13 protein-coding genes are annotated in these 16,333 nt (G+C 63.5%); 8 read left to right on the forward strand and 5 right to left on the reverse strand.

Annotated elements, in window-relative coordinates:
- From fadA to E8E78_RS06560, 5 genes are all read left to right on the forward strand, one after another.
- Complete coding sequence (fadA, locus tag E8E78_RS06540; protein ID WP_016500745.1) at positions 1 to 1,176, forward strand: acetyl-CoA C-acyltransferase FadA; 1,176 nt, start codon at positions 1 to 3, stop codon at positions 1,174 to 1,176.
- Positions 1,177 to 1,252: 76 nt separating this feature from the next.
- The gene (locus tag E8E78_RS06545; protein ID WP_016485639.1) at positions 1,253 to 1,504 is read left to right on the forward strand and encodes a DUF1653 domain-containing protein; all 252 of its coding nucleotides are present in this window, start codon (positions 1,253 to 1,255) and stop codon (positions 1,502 to 1,504) included.
- A gap of 100 nt (positions 1,505 to 1,604) precedes the next feature.
- Positions 1,605 to 4,214, forward strand: a complete 2,610-nt coding sequence (gene topA, locus E8E78_RS06550) for a type I DNA topoisomerase (RefSeq protein WP_280312853.1) — start codon at positions 1,605 to 1,607, stop codon at positions 4,212 to 4,214.
- 172 nt (positions 4,215 to 4,386) lie between these two features.
- Positions 4,387 to 4,902, forward strand: coding sequence for a DUF6586 family protein (locus tag E8E78_RS06555; RefSeq protein WP_049277278.1), 516 nt, complete (start codon positions 4,387 to 4,389; stop codon positions 4,900 to 4,902).
- A gap of 50 nt (positions 4,903 to 4,952) precedes the next feature.
- The gene (locus tag E8E78_RS06560; RefSeq protein WP_004376430.1) at positions 4,953 to 5,186 is read left to right on the forward strand and encodes a hypothetical protein; all 234 of its coding nucleotides are present in this window, start codon (positions 4,953 to 4,955) and stop codon (positions 5,184 to 5,186) included.
- Between the two features lie 50 nt (positions 5,187 to 5,236).
- On the opposite strand, the gene sulA is transcribed toward E8E78_RS06560, so the two are convergent.
- On the reverse strand, positions 5,237 to 5,713 hold the full coding sequence (sulA, locus tag E8E78_RS06565; RefSeq protein WP_016500741.1) for an SOS-induced cell division inhibitor SulA: 477 nt from the start codon (positions 5,711 to 5,713) through the stop codon (positions 5,237 to 5,239).
- Between the two features lie 13 nt (positions 5,714 to 5,726).
- Positions 5,727 to 6,335 carry a transcriptional repressor LexA gene (lexA, locus tag E8E78_RS06570; RefSeq protein ID WP_016500740.1) on the reverse strand — a complete coding sequence of 203 codons (609 nt, stop codon included), beginning with the start codon at positions 6,333 to 6,335 and terminating at the stop codon, positions 5,727 to 5,729.
- 216 nt (positions 6,336 to 6,551) lie between these two features.
- Here lexA and E8E78_RS06575 point away from each other — a divergent pair, with 216 nt between their 5' ends.
- From E8E78_RS06575 to nagZ, 3 genes are read left to right on the forward strand one after another with little or no spacing between them, the layout of a single operon-like run.
- Positions 6,552 to 7,259 (forward strand): TetR/AcrR family transcriptional regulator, encoded by a 708-nt coding sequence (locus E8E78_RS06575; protein ID WP_016500739.1) that lies wholly within the window; start codon positions 6,552 to 6,554, stop codon positions 7,257 to 7,259.
- A 40-nt stretch (positions 7,260 to 7,299) separates the two neighbouring features.
- The gene (locus E8E78_RS06580; RefSeq protein ID WP_049277280.1) at positions 7,300 to 7,824 is read left to right on the forward strand and encodes a L,D-transpeptidase; all 525 of its coding nucleotides are present in this window, start codon (positions 7,300 to 7,302) and stop codon (positions 7,822 to 7,824) included.
- Between the two features lie 22 nt (positions 7,825 to 7,846).
- Positions 7,847 to 8,845, forward strand: a complete 999-nt coding sequence (nagZ, locus tag E8E78_RS06585; protein WP_172439606.1) for a beta-N-acetylhexosaminidase — start codon at positions 7,847 to 7,849, stop codon at positions 8,843 to 8,845.
- Positions 8,846 to 8,970: 125 nt separating this feature from the next.
- Here nagZ and E8E78_RS06590 read toward each other — a convergent pair whose 3' ends face one another.
- From E8E78_RS06590 to mfd, 3 genes are read right to left on the reverse strand one after another with little or no spacing between them, the layout of a single operon-like run.
- Positions 8,971 to 12,285: a DEAD/DEAH box helicase gene (locus E8E78_RS06590; protein WP_280312848.1), complete on the reverse strand. Its 3,315-nt coding sequence runs from the start codon at positions 12,283 to 12,285 to the stop codon at positions 8,971 to 8,973.
- Position 12,286: 1 nt separating this feature from the next.
- Positions 12,287 to 12,859 (reverse strand): CsiV family protein, encoded by a 573-nt coding sequence (locus E8E78_RS06595; RefSeq protein ID WP_049277282.1) that lies wholly within the window; start codon positions 12,857 to 12,859, stop codon positions 12,287 to 12,289.
- A gap of 9 nt (positions 12,860 to 12,868) precedes the next feature.
- Entirely contained in the window at positions 12,869 to 16,318 is a 3,450-nt protein-coding gene (gene mfd / locus E8E78_RS06600) for a transcription-repair coupling factor (RefSeq protein ID WP_059395413.1), read from the reverse strand.
- Positions 16,319 to 16,333 lie beyond the last annotated feature (15 nt).

The following is a 16,333-nucleotide window of genomic DNA, read 5'->3' on the forward strand; positions in this document are numbered from 1 at the left end:
ATGAGCCTGAATCCAAGAGACGTGGTGATTGTCGACTTCGGTCGCACGCCAATGGGCCGCTCCAAGGGTGGCATGCACCGCAATACCCGCGCCGAGGACATGTCGGCGCACCTGATCAGCAAGCTGCTGGAGCGTAACGACAAGGTCGACCCGAAGGAAGTCGAGGACGTGATCTGGGGCTGCGTCAACCAGACCCTGGAGCAGGGGTGGAACATCGCCCGCATGGCGTCGCTGATGACCCCGATCCCGCACACTTCTGCAGCGCAGACCGTCAGCCGCCTGTGCGGCTCGTCGATGAGCGCACTGCACACCGCTGCCCAGGCGATCATGACCGGTAACGGCGATGTGTTCGTGATTGGCGGGGTGGAGCACATGGGCCACGTCAGCATGATGCACGGCGTCGACCCCAACCCGCACCTGTCCTTGCATGCAGCCAAGGCTTCCGGGATGATGGGCCTGACTGCGGAAATGCTCGGCAAGATGCACGGCATCACCCGTGAGCAGCAGGACCTGTTCGGCGTGCGTTCGCACCAGTTGGCCCACAAGGCCACGGTCGAAGGCAAGTTCAAGGACGAGATCATCCCGATGCAGGGCTATGACGAGAACGGCTTCCTGAAGGTGTTCGATTTCGACGAAACCATTCGCCCGGAAACCACCCTCGAAGGCCTGGCGTCGCTCAAGCCCGCGTTTAACCCGAAAGGCGGTACCGTCACTGCCGGTACCTCGTCGCAGATCACCGACGGCGCTTCGTGCATGATCGTCATGTCCGGCCAGCGTGCGATGGACCTGGGTATCCAGCCATTGGCGGTGATCCGTTCGATGGCGGTGGCCGGTGTCGATCCGGCGATCATGGGTTATGGCCCGGTGCCGTCGACCCAAAAAGCCCTCAAGCGCGCCGGGCTGACCATGGCCGACATCGACTTCATCGAGCTCAACGAAGCCTTTGCTGCACAAGCCTTGCCAGTGCTGAAAGACTTGAAAGTGCTCGACAAGATGGATGAGAAGGTTAACCTGCACGGCGGCGCCATTGCTTTGGGCCACCCGTTCGGTTGCTCCGGGGCACGTATTTCGGGCACCCTGCTCAACGTCATGAAGCAGAATGGCGGTACCCTGGGGGTGGCGACCATGTGCGTCGGCCTCGGTCAAGGTATCACCACTGTCTTTGAACGCGTCTGATCGCGTTGCGGGACAGCAACCGGGGCCTTGTGCCCCGGTTTTGTTTTTACAGGATTAATTAAAGAGGGTGGGCAACATGCAGATACAACCAGGCGTATACCGGCATTACAAAGGGCCTGAGTACCGTGTCTTCAGTGTTGCGCGGCATTCCGAGAACGAAGAGTGGATGGTGTTCTACCAATGCCTGTATGGTGATTACAGCTTCTGGGTGCGCCCCCTTTTGATGTTCCAGGAGTCTGTCGAGGTTGACGGCGAGCAGGTGCCACGCTTTGCTTTGGTCAAGGCCGAAGAAGGCCTGCCTGGGTTGCTGGGCAAGTCGCACGAGTGATCACCCGAGCTTGACCTCACACTTTTGCCACTATATATAGCGGTGCCGCGTTTGGTACCTGACGCGTTTTTCATTTTCAGATTCAGGAATACTCCGATCCATGGGCAAATCGCTGGTCATTGTGGAATCCCCGGCCAAGGCCAAGACCATCAACAAGTATTTGGGCAACCAGTACGTGGTGAAGTCGAGTATCGGCCATATCCGAGACCTCCCCACCAGCGGTTCGGCCAGCGCAAGCAAAGAGCCAGCCGCCAAGCGTGGCAAGGCCGCGGGTGAGGCTCCGGCGCTGTCGCCGAAAGAAAAGGCCCGCCGCCAGCTGGTGGCACGCATGGGCGTCGACCCGGATCACGGTTGGAAGGCCAAGTACGAGATCCTGCCTGGCAAGGAAAAGGTGATCGAAGAGCTGCGCCGCCTGGCCAAGGACGCCGACACCATCTATCTCGCAACCGACTTGGACCGCGAGGGGGAAGCCATTGCCTGGCACCTGCGCGAAGCCATCGGCGGTGACGACACCCGCTACAAGCGCGTGGTGTTCAACGAAATTACCAAGAAGGCCATCCAGGAGGCTTTCTCGCAGCCAGGCGAGCTGGACATCGACCGGGTCAATGCCCAGCAGGCGCGGCGGTTCCTCGACCGTGTGGTCGGTTACATGGTTTCGCCGCTGCTGTGGGCCAAGATTGCCCGCGGCCTGTCCGCTGGCCGTGTGCAGTCGGTAGCGGTGAAACTGGTGGTGGAGCGCGAGCGTGAAATCCGCGCATTCATCCCGGAAGAGTATTGGGAGATCCACGCCGACCTCGGTACCGCCAAGAACGCCAAGGTGCGTTTCGAGGTGGCGCGCGAGAAGGGCGAGGCCTTCAAGCCGCTGAACGAAGCCCAGGCCATGGCTGCGCTGGAGAAGCTCAAGGCTTCCAGCTACAGCGTGGTCAAGCGTGAAGACCGCCCGACCAGCAGCAAGCCATCGGCGCCGTTCATTACCTCCACCCTGCAGCAGGCGGCCAGTAACCGCCTGGGCTTCGGGGTGAAGAAGACCATGATGATGGCCCAACGCTTGTATGAAGCCGGCTACATCACCTACATGCGTACAGACTCGACCAACCTGTCGGTCGACGCCCTGGACATGGCGCGCACCTATATCGAGCGCGAGTTCGGCAAACAGTACCTGCCGGATGCACCGCTGGTATACGGCAGCAAGGAAGGGGCCCAGGAGGCGCACGAAGCAATTCGTCCTTCCGATGTGAACACCCACCCGACCAAGCTCAGTGGCATGGAGCGCGACGCCGAGCGCCTGTACGAGCTGATCTGGCGCCAGTTCCTGGCCTGCCAGATGCCGCCGGCGCAGTACCTGTCCACCAGCGTCACCGTGGCTGCTGGCGACTTCGAACTGCGTGCCAAGGGCCGTATCCTCAAGTTCGACGGTTATACCCGTGTGTTGCCGCAGCAGAGCAAGCCGGGCGAAGACGACGTGCTGCCAGAGATGGTCCAGGGCGAAGCGCTGAAGCTGATTCAGATCGACCCGAGCCAGCACTTCACCAAGCCACCGGCGCGCTTCACTGAAGCCAGCCTGGTCAAGGAAATGGAAAAGCGCGGTATTGGTCGCCCGTCGACTTACGCGGCGATCATCTCCACCATCCAGGACCGTGGCTATGTGACGTTGCACAACCGCCGTTTCTATTCCGAGAAAATGGGCGACATCGTCACCGAGCGCTTGTCGGAAAGCTTCTCCAACCTGATGGACTATGGTTTTACCGCCGACATGGAGGAGAACCTCGACGACGTGGCCCAGGGCGAACGTGACTGGAAGAACGTGCTCGACGAGTTCTACGGCGACTTCAGCAAGAAGCTGCTGACTGCCGAGTCCAGCGAAGGCGGGATGCGCGCTAACCAGCCGACCATGACCAACATTCCGTGCAAGGAATGTGGCCGGCCGATGATGATTCGCACCGCGTCCACAGGTGTGTTCCTGGGTTGCTCGGGTTACACCTTGCCGCCAAAAGAGCGCTGCAAGGCCACCGTCAACCTGGTGCCGGGTGACGAGATTGCCGCTGACGACGAGGGTGAATCGGAATCCCGCGTGCTGCTGGGCAAGCACCGTTGCCCGATCTGCGCCACGGCGATGGACGCCTACTTGCTGGATGAGAAGCACAAGCTGCACATTTGCGGTAACAACCCGGATTGCGTTGGCTACGAGATCGAAGAGGGCAGCTACCGCATCAAGGGTTACGAAGGGCCGAGCCTGGAGTGCGACAAGTGTGGCAGCGAGATGCAGTTGAAGACCGGCCGTTTTGGCAAGTTCTTCGGCTGCACCAATCCAGCCTGCAAGAACACTCGCAAGTTGCTCAAGAGCGGCGAGGCAGCACCACCAAAGATGGACAAGGTGGACATGCCGGAACTCAAGTGCGAGAAGGTCGACGACACATACGTGCTTCGTGACGGCGCTTCGGGGTTGTTCCTGGCCGCCAGCCAGTTCCCGAAAAACCGCGAAACCCGTGCGCCGCTGGTGATGGAAATCGTGCCGCACAAGCACGAAATCGATCCGAAGTACCACTTCCTGTGCGATGCGCCGCAGAAAGACCCGGATGGCCGCCCGACGGTAATCCGATACAGCCGCAAGACCAAGGAGCAGTACGTGCAGTCCGAGGTCGATGGCAAGCCGACCGGCTGGAAGGCGTTCTACGACGGCAATGCCTGGAAGGTTGAAGACAAACGCTGATGTGACAGCGTTGTAATTAGGGCCGCTTTGCGCCCCTTCGCGGCACAAGGCCGCTCCTACAAGGAATCGCGTTCTCTTGTAGGGGCGGCCTCGTGCTGCGGAGGGGCGCGAAGCGGCCCCAATCATTTATGATGCATGTATTCGCCTTGTAGCCTGATGGGAGGGCACAGAAATGGCCCAGGAAACCTACACCCGCACCAACCAGAAACTGTTCTTCGCCGGTCTCGCCCTCGAGTCCATGGCCAAGGCTGAACAAAGCCAGGCGATGAACGCCCAAGGCCTGGTTCAGGCTGAGCGCGAGTCGGCGCTGTTTCACCTGTATGGCGCGCTGCTGGGCCTATGCCATGAAATCGGAGTCTTCTACCGACTGCCGGTCGTCGCAACGGTCGAGCAGGCGCTGGCCGACGATGCGCTCAATGGCATCGCCATACCGGAAGTGGCCGAGTTGCTGGAATTGGCCCGCCAGCGCGAAACCTGGCTGGCGCAGATGCTGAGTGCTTATGCCGATTTGTTCCGACCACCGGTCGCCAGGAAAGCGCCAAAGACCGACGTCACCCAGCCATTGATCCAGGCCGTCAATCTCGATGAGCCCGAGCATCCTGCGCTGTCGCGTGTCGAGCTGGAAAGCTGGCGCAACAACCTCAAGGGCCTGGTGAGACGTTTCCGCGATGCGTTGAGTGAGTGCTGATAGCCGTTACGGCTGGTACAATATTGGCCTTTCGCGGAGAACTGCCATTTATGTCTACGTCTTTTCTGGAAATTGTCGAGTTGCCTGATGGCCGCATCGAACTGCGTCGCGCCGAGGATGAGGGCTCCCTGGTAACCTTGGATTTCTCGGAAGACGCCAAGGCGTTCCTGCAGGGCCAGCATGTAGAAGTGGCCAAGGCCATGCTCAGCGTGGGTGTGCAGATGGCAGGTCGCCTGATGGATGGCGAGCTTGAGCGTGATGAAGGGCCGCGCGTGCTGCACTGAAGGTGCAGCAGGGCATCAGGTTTGTTCAAATGACAGGCAAAGCCTGAACATCAGCCGAGGCGGATGTTCAGGCTTTGTGCGTTTCCGACACTGGCAGCGCGCTGCAATTGCTGGCGTGCAGTGGCGTTGACGTTGCCCAGCCAGCTGACCACGGTGTGGCTGAGGCCCAGGCGCAGGGCTTCGCAGGCCAGTTGCAGCGGGGTTTGGTTACCGCGAGGTTGCAGCAGCAGGATGCGTTCACGGTTGAGCCCTGCATCGCGCAGCCAGGCCTGGGTCAGGCTCGACGGCGGGGCGATCAGGGTCAGCCAGCGGGCCTCGTCCTCTTCGCTCAGCTCGCGCAGTACCGGTGCCAGCAGGCTTTGGCAGTGCCCGGGGGCGCCGCGCAGCGACAATTCGCTGAACAGTTCGGGCTGGTTGCTCTTGCGCGCCAGTTCGCTGGCTTTCAGGCCCGGTAGTACGGGCTGGGCGAGGAATGCTTCGAACAGGGGCAACTGGGCTTGCTCGGGTGCGTGAATGAACTGCTGCATGACGCCTCCTGGATCAGCGGCGAATGACGCCGACGCTCAAGCCCTCAATCACCAGTTCCTGATCTTTCAGGTCAACTTCGATGGGGGCGAATTCGGGGTTTTCGGCAAGCAGCCAGACCTTGCTGCCTTCACGCTTGAAGCGCTTGACGGTCACTTCGTCACCGATGCGGGCCACGACGATCTGGCCGTTGCGGGCTTCGCGGCAGGTGTGAACTGCCAGGAGGTCGCCGTCGAAGATGCCGACGTCCTTCATGCTCATGCCGTGGACGCGCAGCAAATAGTCGGCCTGGGGGTGGAAGAAGGCAGGGTTGATATTGCAGGATTGCTCAATGTGCTGTTCGGCAAGAATTGGCGCACCGGCAGCAACCCTGCCGATGATCGGCAAGCCGCTTTCTTCTGCCTTGGTATCCAGGCCTGGGATGCGGATGCCGCGGGAGGCGCCCGGGGTCATCTCGATCGCGCCCTTGCGGGCGAGGGCCTTGAGGTGCTCTTCGGCAGCGTTGGGCGACTTGAAGCCCAGCTCCTGAGCGATCTCGGCGCGTGTCGGCGGGAAGCCGTTGTCTTCCAGGCAGCGCTTGATGAACGCGAGAATTTCGGCTTGGCGTGGCGTCAGTTTCAACATGGTGAGCGCTCTGTCTTTTTGTACAGTGACTGGGATTATATACAGTACTGGATGCGCTGCAAGCCAAATGGCGCAATAAACCTGAGCGGTGGCGCTTGCAGCCCGCAGCCAGGCTGCTTTTAAATGGCGACCGCCCGGTCACCGAGCCTTGACAGAAGCAGGCCTGAAACGTATGTTTCAAACACCTGTTTGTCTGGCGGAGCACGCGGAGTAGTCATGGCCCAATCGGAAACCGTTGAACGCATTCTCGATGCTGCCGAGCAGCTGTTCGCGGAAAGGGGGTTCGCCGAGACCTCGTTGCGGCTGATCACCAGCAAGGCCGGGGTCAACCTGGCGGCGGTCAACTATCACTTCGGCTCCAAGAAGGCACTTATCCAGGCCGTGTTCTCGCGCTTCCTCGGGCCGTTCTGCGCCAGCCTCGAGCGCGAACTGGAGCGGCGCCAGGCCAAGCCGGAGCACAAGCCCAGCCTCGAAGAACTGCTGGAAATGCTGGTGGAGCAGGCGTTGGCCGTGCAGCCTCGCAGCAATAACGACCTGTCGATCTTCATGCGCCTGCTGGGCCTGGCCTTCAGCCAGAGCCAAGGCCACCTGCGGCGTTACCTGGAAGACATGTACGGCAAAGTGTTCCGCCGCTACATGCTGCTGGTCAACGAGGCCGCGCCTCGTATTCCGCCGCTGGAACTGTTCTGGCGCGTGCACTTCATGCTGGGTGCCGCCGCCTTCAGCATGTCCGGTATCAAGGCCCTGCGGGCAATTGCCGAGACCGACTTTGGCATCAACACCTCGATCGAGCAGGTGATGCGCCTGATGGTACCGTTCCTGGCCGCAGGCATGCGTGCCGACAGCGGCGTCACCGACGAGGCCATGGCCACGGCGCAGCTGCGACCACGCAGCAAGACTACCGCGATCACCGCCAAGGCCTGAAGGCTGGGCGGGGCAGGGCGCTTCGGCTAAGCTAGCGCCCATGCCCGATCTCGACCTGCTGCACATTTCCCTCGCCGACCAATGCCTGTATGGCTTTGCCCGTGACCAGCTGCGCGTGCGCCTGCCGGTTTCCACGGCGCGCAACGGTGCCGGCGAGCGCAATGGCTCGGGCTGCACGCCGCGTGGCTTGCACCAGGTGCGGGCGAAGATCGGCGCGGGCTTGCCGCTTGATGCGGTGCTGGTCGGGCGGCGCTGGACGGGTGAGGTGTGGTCGCCGGCGTTGCACGCGCAATACCCCGGCCGCGACTGGATCCTGACTCGCATCCTCTGGCTAAGCGGCTGCGAACCTGGCGTCAATCGCCTGGGCGCGGTCGACACCTTCCGCCGCTTTATCTACCTGCACGGCACTCCGGATACGGAACCCATGGGCGTAGCGCTGTCCCATGGCTGCATACGCCTGCGCAACACTGACTTGCTTGGCCTGTTCGACCGTATCGGGGTGCATTGCCCGGTGCAGGTCGCAGAGGCCGCATGCCCTGATTGGGCTTCTCTCGTTCTGCAATGAAGGATTACCTATGACCGTCAGCCTGCAAGGCTCCCTGATGGTGGATATCGCCGGTAAATGGCTGACCGCCGAAGACCGTCACTTGCTGCGCCAACCCGAAGTGGCCGGCCTGATCATCTTTGCCCGCAACATCGACAGCCCACGTCAGGTGCGTGAGCTGTGCGCGTCGATCCGTGCCATCCGCCCCGACCTGATTCTGGCGGTGGACCAGGAAGGTGGACGCGTGCAGCGCCTGCGTCAGGGTTTCGTGCGCCTGCCGGCCATGCGTGCGCTGGCCGACAATGACAACGCCGAATACCTGGCGGAGCAGTGCGGTTGGCTGATGGCGACCGAGGTGCTGGCGGTTGGCCTGGACCTCAGCTTTGCCCCGGTGCTCGACCTGGACCACCAGCGTAGCGCCGTGGTCGGCAGCCGTGCCTTCGAGGGTGACCCGCTGCGTGCCACGCAACTGGCCGGGGCGTTCATTCGCGGTATGAATGCGGCGGGCATGGCTGCCTGTGGCAAACACTTCCCGGGGCATGGCTGGGCCGAGGCGGACTCGCATGTGGCCATTCCCACCGATGAGCGCAGCCTTGAACAATTGCGCCAGGTCGACCTGGTGCCATTCTCGCGCCTGAGCGGGCAATTGGCGGCAGTGATGCCGGCGCATGTCATCTACCCGCAGGTCGACAACCAGCCAGCCGGTTTCTCCCGGCGTTGGCTGCAGGACATCCTGCGCGGCGAGCTGGGCTTTGACGGGGTGATCTTCAGTGATGACCTGTCGATGGCCGGTGCGCATGTGGTGGGTGATGCAGCCAGCCGTATCGAGGCGGCGTTGAGCGCCGGCTGTGACATGGGCCTGGTGTGCAATGACCGGGCGGCAGCAGAGCTGGCCCTGAGTGCGGCGCAGCGCATGAAGGTCAAGCCATCGCCGCGGATTGCGCGGATGCGCGGGCAAGGGTTTGCGCGGACCGACTATCGCCAACAGCCGCGCTGGCTGGAGGCGTTGGGGGCGTTGAAGGAAGCTCAGCTGGTCGATTGACTGCGCCGGCCTCTTCGCGGGTGAACCCGCTCCCACAGGTACGCCATCGCCTCGGCAGAGGTGCGGTCCCTGTGGGAGCGGGTTTACTCGTGAAGAGGCCAGTACAGGCAGTACAACATGCTGAATTACCGCCCGCGTTTGCCTGGCAATGGCGCAAACAGTGCCTCGATTTCTTCATCGCCCATGCGCCATTGCCCAGCCTGCCCGCCATCCAGCAAGCTGGCTGCCAGCGCCGCTTTTTCCTGCTGCAGCAACTGGATCTTCTCTTCAACCGTACCCCGGGTAATCAGCTTGAACACGAACACCGGCTTGTCCTGGCCAATGCGGTAGGCGCGGTCGGTGGCCTGGTTTTCGCTGGCCGGGTTCCACCAGGGGTCGAAGTGGATCACCGTGTCCGCGGCCGTCAGGTTCAAGCCTACGCCACCGGCCTTGAGGCTGATCAGGAACACTTCGCTATCACCCTGCTGGAACTGCTGCACAGGCGTGCGACGGTCCCGGGTATCACCGGTCAGCAGGCTGTAGCGGATACTGCGTTTTTCCAGCTCCTGCTGGATCAGCGCCAGCATCGAGGTGAACTGCGAGAACAGCAGCACCCGGCGGCCTTCGCTTAACAGCTCGTCGAGCATTTCCAGCAGTGCGCCTAGCTTGCCCTTGTCGGCCTGGTTGCCTTTGCTTTCCACGCCCTTGACCAGCCGCAGGTCGCAGCACACCTGGCGCAGTTTGAGCAGCGCGTCGAGGATGACGATCTGGCTGCGTGCCGCGCCATTGCGGGCGATTTCGTCGCGGACTTTCTTGTCCATGGCCACCCGCACCGCCTCGTAGGTATCGCGCTGGGCGTCGCTGAGCTCGACCCAATGCACCATCTCGGTCTTGGCCGGCAACTCGGTGGCCACCTGCTCCTTGGTGCGGCGCAGCAGGAACGGGCGGATGCGCGTGACCAGATGGCCCAGCCGCTCAGCGTCGCCATGGCGTTCGATCGGGGTGCGGTAGTCCTGGTTGAAGCGTTTGACATCGCCCAGCCAGCCGGGCATCAGGAAGTGGAATATCGACCACAGCTCGCCCAGGTTGTTTTCCATCGGCGTGCCGGTCAGGCACAGGCGCTGGCCGGCCTGTAGTTCGCAGACGGCGAGGGCGGCCTTGCTGGTGCTGCTCTTGATGTTCTGTGCCTCGTCCAGTACCAGCACGTGCCAGGCCTGGGCGCGCAGGTGTTCGAGGTCGCGTGGCACCAGGGCATAGGTGGTCAGGACCAGGTCGTATTCATGCAGCTTGGCAAAATGCTTGCTGCGACCCGGCCCATGCAGTGCCAGCACGCGCAGGTCGGGGGCAAAGCGCTGGGCTTCGTCCAGCCAGTTGGGTATCAGGCTGGTGGGCATGACCGCCAGGGCTGGTGCCTCCAGGCGCCCGGCCTCTTGCTCCAGCAGCAGGTGTGCCAGGGCCTGCAGGGTCTTGCCCAGGCCCATGTCGTCACCGAGGATGCCCCCGGTGCCCATCTCTTGCAGTGCCTGCAGCCAGTTCAGGCCCTGCTGTTGATAGGGGCGCAGGCTGGCCTGCAGCCCGGCGGGTGGGGCCACTTGCAGGTCGCGGGCATCACGCAGGCGGCGGCCCAGATCGCGCACGTGCTGGCCCCCTTCCCAGTGCAGGGGCAGGCCGTCGATGTCGTTCAGGCGCGCGGCGTCGGCGCGCTCCATGCGCAGGGCTGGGCCCGCAGTGTCTTCGTGCAGGTACAGCTCGCCCAAGGTGCCCATCACGGCCTTGATGCGGCCGTAGGGCAGGGCGACGCGCAACGCCGGTGCATCCAGGCGGCCGCGGTTCAGGTCGATCAGCAGGTGTTCATCGTCACTGCGCCGGGCCAGTTCGTTGGGGCGCAGCAGCTCCGGGCTGCTGCGCAGCAGTTGCAGCACGATTGGCAGCAAGCTGTGACGCTGGCCGTCGACCACGATGCCCAGTTCCAGGTCGAACCATTCATGGCCGGGCGCTTCGTCGATGGTGGCGTACCAGTCGTCCACCTCCTGCAGGTTGAAGGCGAAGTCACGGTGGACGTCTATGTTCCAGCCGGCTTGGCGCAGGCGTGGCAGGCCCTCACGGGCGAAGCGCAGCCAGGCTTCGTCGTCGGGCAGTTGGAACATTTCGCCGGCACTGTCGGGCAGGGCCTTGCTCTGGCGAGTGGCGGGTTTGAAGCCCAGGTCACGTAACGCCTTGCGCAGGGCCAGCTCGGCTTGCGGCTGTCGGCGAATTCGCTGGCTGGTATTGCCGACCAGGCGGGTCAACGGCTTTTCGTCATTGCCGCTGGCGCGCAGGTCGTCGTAGTCGAATGCCAGTGCGGCACGGTGCTGCATTTGCCGCTGCATACGCCCGGTCTTGGGCATATAGGCGCTGAATTCGAGGCTGCCCAGCGTCAATCGCCCTCTTGGCGTGATGTCTTCGATGTGCTCGGTGCTCACGGCAGTGGGGGTGGGGACGTGACGGTTCAAGGCGTTCAATCGATGACTCAAGGGGATGACCAGATGCTCGGGCACGATGGGCGCGCGTGCAAGCTGGCTGGCAATGAAGGGGTCGAGGTCGTGGCGCAGCTTGCCGGTCAGATGGTGCTGCCGGTCAACATAGTGCATGGGCTCGATGGGCACCGCCTGCAACTGCTCGTGACCATTGTGGTACCAGGCGCCACGGTAGCTGCCATTGTCCAGCCTGACCCAGCGGAACTCGGCGTGTAGCTCCGGCCCCGGGGCGAGTGGCGCCAAGTCGTCTTCAAACAGCAGGCGGCCCGTGGCCAGGGCATAGCTGTAGAGCTCACCGCCCGGTTTGCCCTCCAGTTGCACCGTGGACGCCATCGTTTCGCGGCGGGAATCGATCAGGCGCAACAGCCGCGCATCGTCTTCTGTGACGTAGCGAGGCGTGTAGTAGAGCATTTCGGGCATCGATGTGATGCGGCCGATCTTCAGGGTGTCATCTGCCTGGCGGGTACCTTTGATTGGCTCTAGCCGCCAGAGCCCGTGGTCCACCTGGATTCGGTAATAGATTGCCGGGCCTTTGCGCGCTGGCCCTTGAGGCGTTGGTTGCGAGGGGGACTCAAGGGCTTCCACCCATAGGTTGAGGTCCGGGGGCAGCGACAGGGCGGATTGTTCATGGGGGGCTGTGGCGTCGGGGCTGTCCTGCAATTGCAGCAGCGCCGCAACGCAGTGTTTGCAGTTGAGCCCGACTGGGCAGCTGCATTTCCCAAATACCCGCAGGTCCCCATGGTTGACGACCAGGCGGATTATTTGCTGGTAGGTCTCGCCTGCCGAACCCTGGCAGATGGCCTCGATCGTTCCGTCATCCTGCGACAGGATGCGTGCCCGCGCTTGCGCAGCATAGCTGCGGCCTCGTGCCAGCGTGCCGGCCTCGATGAAGTCGACCCAGCCCGGATAGGCCCCTAGTAGCTGCTGCGCATCGCCATCGCTCACATCACTGCTCCATCATCTCCGGGTCCATCACCGGCATTTTCGGCGTGCCCGGTGGCGTGACTTTCAGCAGCACCGCCAGGTGCCCGCCGTCGAGGAAGGTCAGCTGGCCGCCCTTGACGTTGCTGTTGCTCTGCTTGAACTGCTCGCTTTGCAGGACGTTGCCGTTGCCGTCCAGCTGATTGACCCAGAAGTTGGCCTCGACCGCGATGAAGCGGCCTTCGGCGATGCTCAGGTTGCCTTCGATAGGGAAGTGGCCGAACTGTTCGGTGCCTTCGCCCAGGGCGATGCGGCCAGGCTCGCTGCCGACCTGCTGCTGCCAGGCCTTGTGCATCAATACGGTGTAGTCGGCAGTGGCTTCCAGGCGGGTGGCTTCGTCTTCCAGCGCCAGGCGGCGCTCGGCGTCCTTCGCCAGGCGCGGGGCGCCGGCGCTCCAGTCTTCAGGGGCAAACGGGCTGGTGAAGGCAGGCACGCTGTTCTGCCGCACCAAAATCATTTCTACCTGATACAGGCCTTCGGCGAAGGCGGCTGGCGCGAACAGCGCCAGCAGCAGGGTCAGGCAACGGATGGCACGCATGGATCTTCCTTAGGCAGGCTGTGGTGTCAGGCGCTCGAACAGCGCCTCCAGGGTATTGAAGCGTTCGTCGGGGCGTTCCATCGGGACAAGGAAGCGGAACTGGGTGGCGCCTTCGAACTTGTAGCGTTTGGGCTGGCCCTGGATCAGCTTGATCAGGGTCAGCGGGTCGACCGGGGTTTCGGCTTCGAACTCGAGCTTGCCGCCATTGGGGCCTGCATCGACTTTCTTGATGCCGAGCTTTTCTGCGTGCAGCTTGAGCGAGGTCAGGCGCATCAGGTTCTTGGTCGGCTCTGGCAGCAGGCCGAAGCGGTCGATCATTTCCACCTGCAGGTCCTTGAGGCCTTCTTCGTCGGCGGCCGAGGCAATGCGCTTGTACAGGATCAGCCGCGCATGCACGTCGGGCAGGTAGCTCTCGGGGATCAGCGCCGGCAGGCGCAGGTTGATCTCCGGGCCGCCGCCCAGCGGCTGCTCCAGATTTGGCTGGGTACCCTTGCGGATCGCCTTGACCGCGCGCTCGAGCATTTCCATGTACAGGGTGAAGCCCACCGCCTGGATCTGCCCGCTCTGGCCTTCGCCCAGCAGCTCGCCCGCACCGCGGATTTCCAGGTCGTTGGTGGCCAGCACGAAACCGGCACCCAGGTCCTGGGTGTTGGCGATGGCCTCCAGGCGTTTTTCGGCGTCGGCGCTGACTTTTTGCCGGGTAGGCGTCAGCAGGTAGGCGTAGGCCTGGTGGTGGCTACGGCCGACCCGGCCACGCAGCTGGTGCAGCTGCGCCAGGCCAAATTTGTCGGCGCGCTCGATGACGATGGTGTTGGCGCTGGGCACGTCGATGCCGGTTTCGATGATGGTCGACGCCACCAGCACGTTGAAGCGCTTGTGGTAGAAGTCGCTCATCACCTGTTCCAGCTCGCGCTCGCGCATTTGCCCGTGGCCGATGCCGATACGTGCCTCAGGCACCAGTTCGGCAAGGTCGGCGGCGCATTTTTCGATGGTTTTCACATCGTTGTGCAGGTAGTACACCTGGCCACCGCGCAGCAGCTCACGCAGCAGCGCCTCCTTCACGGTGCTGTTGTTGTGCTCCATGACGAAGGTGCGCACCGACAAGCGGCGCGCCGGCGGCGTGGCGATGATCGACAAGTCGCGCATGCCGGCCACTGCCATGTTCAGCGTGCGAGGGATCGGCGTGGCGGTCAGGGTGAGGATGTCGACCTCGCTGCGCAGGGCCTTCAGCTGCTCCTTCTGGCGCACGCCAAAGCGGTGCTCTTCGTCGATGATGGCCAGGCCCAGGTCCTTGAAACGCACATCGTCCTGCAGCAGCTTGTGGGTGCCGATGAGGATGTCGATCTTGCCTTCGGCCAGGTCGGCGGCGGCGGCGGCCACCTCTTTGGCCGACTTGAAGCGGCTCATCACTTCCACGGTCACCGGCCAGTCGGCAAAACGGTCGCGAAAGCTGTTGTAGTGTTGCTGGGCGAGCAGGGTAGTGGGCACCAGCACTGCTACCTGGCGACCACTGTGCACGGCGATGAACGCTGCGCGCATGGCCACTTCGGTCTTGCCGAAGCCGACGTCGCCGCACACCAGGCGGTCCATTGGCTTGGGCGCGAGCATGTCGGCCCGCACGGCCTCGATGGCGGTTTGCTGGTCCGGGGTTTCTTCGAACGGGAAGCCGGCGCTGAAGGTGGCGTAGTCGGCGGACGGGTCGGCAAACGCATAACCCTTGCGCGCGGCGCGGCGGGCATAGATGTCGAGCAGTTCGGCGGCCACGTCGCGCACCTGTTCGGCGGCCTTGCGCTTGGCTTTCTGCCAGGCCTCGGAGCCCAGCCGGTGCAATGGTGCCAGGGCATCGTCGCTGCCGGTGTAGCGGGCGATCAGGTGCAGGTTGGCCACCGGTACGTACAGCTTGGCGTTCTCGGCGTATTCCAGGGTGAGGAACTCGGCAGCCTGGCCGTCGATCTCCAGGGTGGCCAGGCCCAGGTAGCGGCCCACGCCATGGTCGATGTGCACCACTGGCGCGCCTTCGCGCAGCTCGGTGAGGTTCTTGATGACCGCGTCGTTAGCGGTTTCGCCGCGCTTGTCGCGGCGGCGGCGCTGCATCACTCGCTGGCCGAACAACGGGCTTTCCGCGACCAGGGCCAGGCCTGGGTCGTCCAGCACCAGGCCGTCATCCAGCGGGGCGATGGTGATCGCCAGGCGCTCGCTGCCAGTGATGAAGTCGGCCCAGCCGTCGACGGTGTGCGGGCGCAGTTTCAGCCGTTCCAGCAACTCCAGCAGCACTTCGCGGCGGCCGGCCGACTCGGCGGTGAACAGCACGCGGCCGGGGAACTGGTCGAGGAAGCTGGCCAGTTCGGCCAGCGGCTGATTGGCCTTGGCCTCGATGGCCAGGTTGGGCAGGGCGCGGGCCGGGAAGCGCTCGCGACCCACGCCCGGTTCGATGTCCTCGCTGCTGACCACCACCCGCGGCCATTGCTTGAGCCGGGCGAAGCAGTCTTCCACCGGCATGAACAGCTCGGCGGGCGGCAGCAGCGGGCGGCTGAGGTCGCCGCGGCGGTCTTCATAACGCCCGCGCACGTCGTTCCAGAAGTGTTCGGCGGCCTGTTCCACACCGGGCAGCGAAAACACCTGGGTATCGGCTGGCAGGTAGTCGAACAGGGTGGAGGTTTCTTCGAAGAACAGCGGCAGGTAGTACTCGATGCCGGCAGGGATGATACCGCTGGCCAGGTCCTGGAAGATTGCGCTACGGCGGAAGTCGACGTCGAAGCGTTCACGGAAGCGTGCCTTGAAGCGGGTCACTTCCTCTTTCTGCATCGGAAATTCGCGTGCCGGCAGCAGGCGCACCGAATCCACCTTGTCGATCGAGCGCTGGGTCTCGGGGTCGAAGGTGCGCAGTGTCTCGATCTCGTCGTCGAACAGGTCGATGCGGTAGGGCAGCTTGCTGCCCATCGGGAACAGGTCGATCAGCGCGCCGCGCACGGCGAACTCGCCATGTTCATAGACGGTGTCGACGCAACGATAGCCACTGGCCTCCAGGCGCGTGCGCATCTGCTCCACGTCGATGGTCTGGCCCACGTCCAGCACCAGGCTGCTGCCCAGCAGGAAGCGCGTGGGCGCCAGGCGGTGCAGGGCGGTGGTGACCGGCACCACCAGGATGCCGTGGCTCAGCTCCGGCAGGCGGTACAGGCTGGCGATGCGCTGGGAAATGATGTCCTGGTGTGGCGAGAACAGGTCGTAGGGCAGGGTTTCCCAGTCGGGGAACGGCAGCACTGGCAGGTCGGGGGCGAAGAAGCGCAGCTCCTGCTCCAGACGGTCGGCGGCCTGGCTGTCGGCGGTCAGCAGCAGGGTGAAGCGGCCAGCGTTGCTGGCAGCCTCGGCGATGGCAAGGCTGAGGGCGGCACCGGGCAGGTTACCCCAGGTTTGTTTGCCGGCCGTGGCCGACATGTGCGGTAGGCGCAGAACTGACACGGGAGATTGCACTCC

It is taken from the genome of Pseudomonas sp. BN505, assembly GCF_029873175.1.
Classification (GTDB): Bacteria; Pseudomonadota; Gammaproteobacteria; order Pseudomonadales; family Pseudomonadaceae; genus Aquipseudomonas; species Aquipseudomonas putida.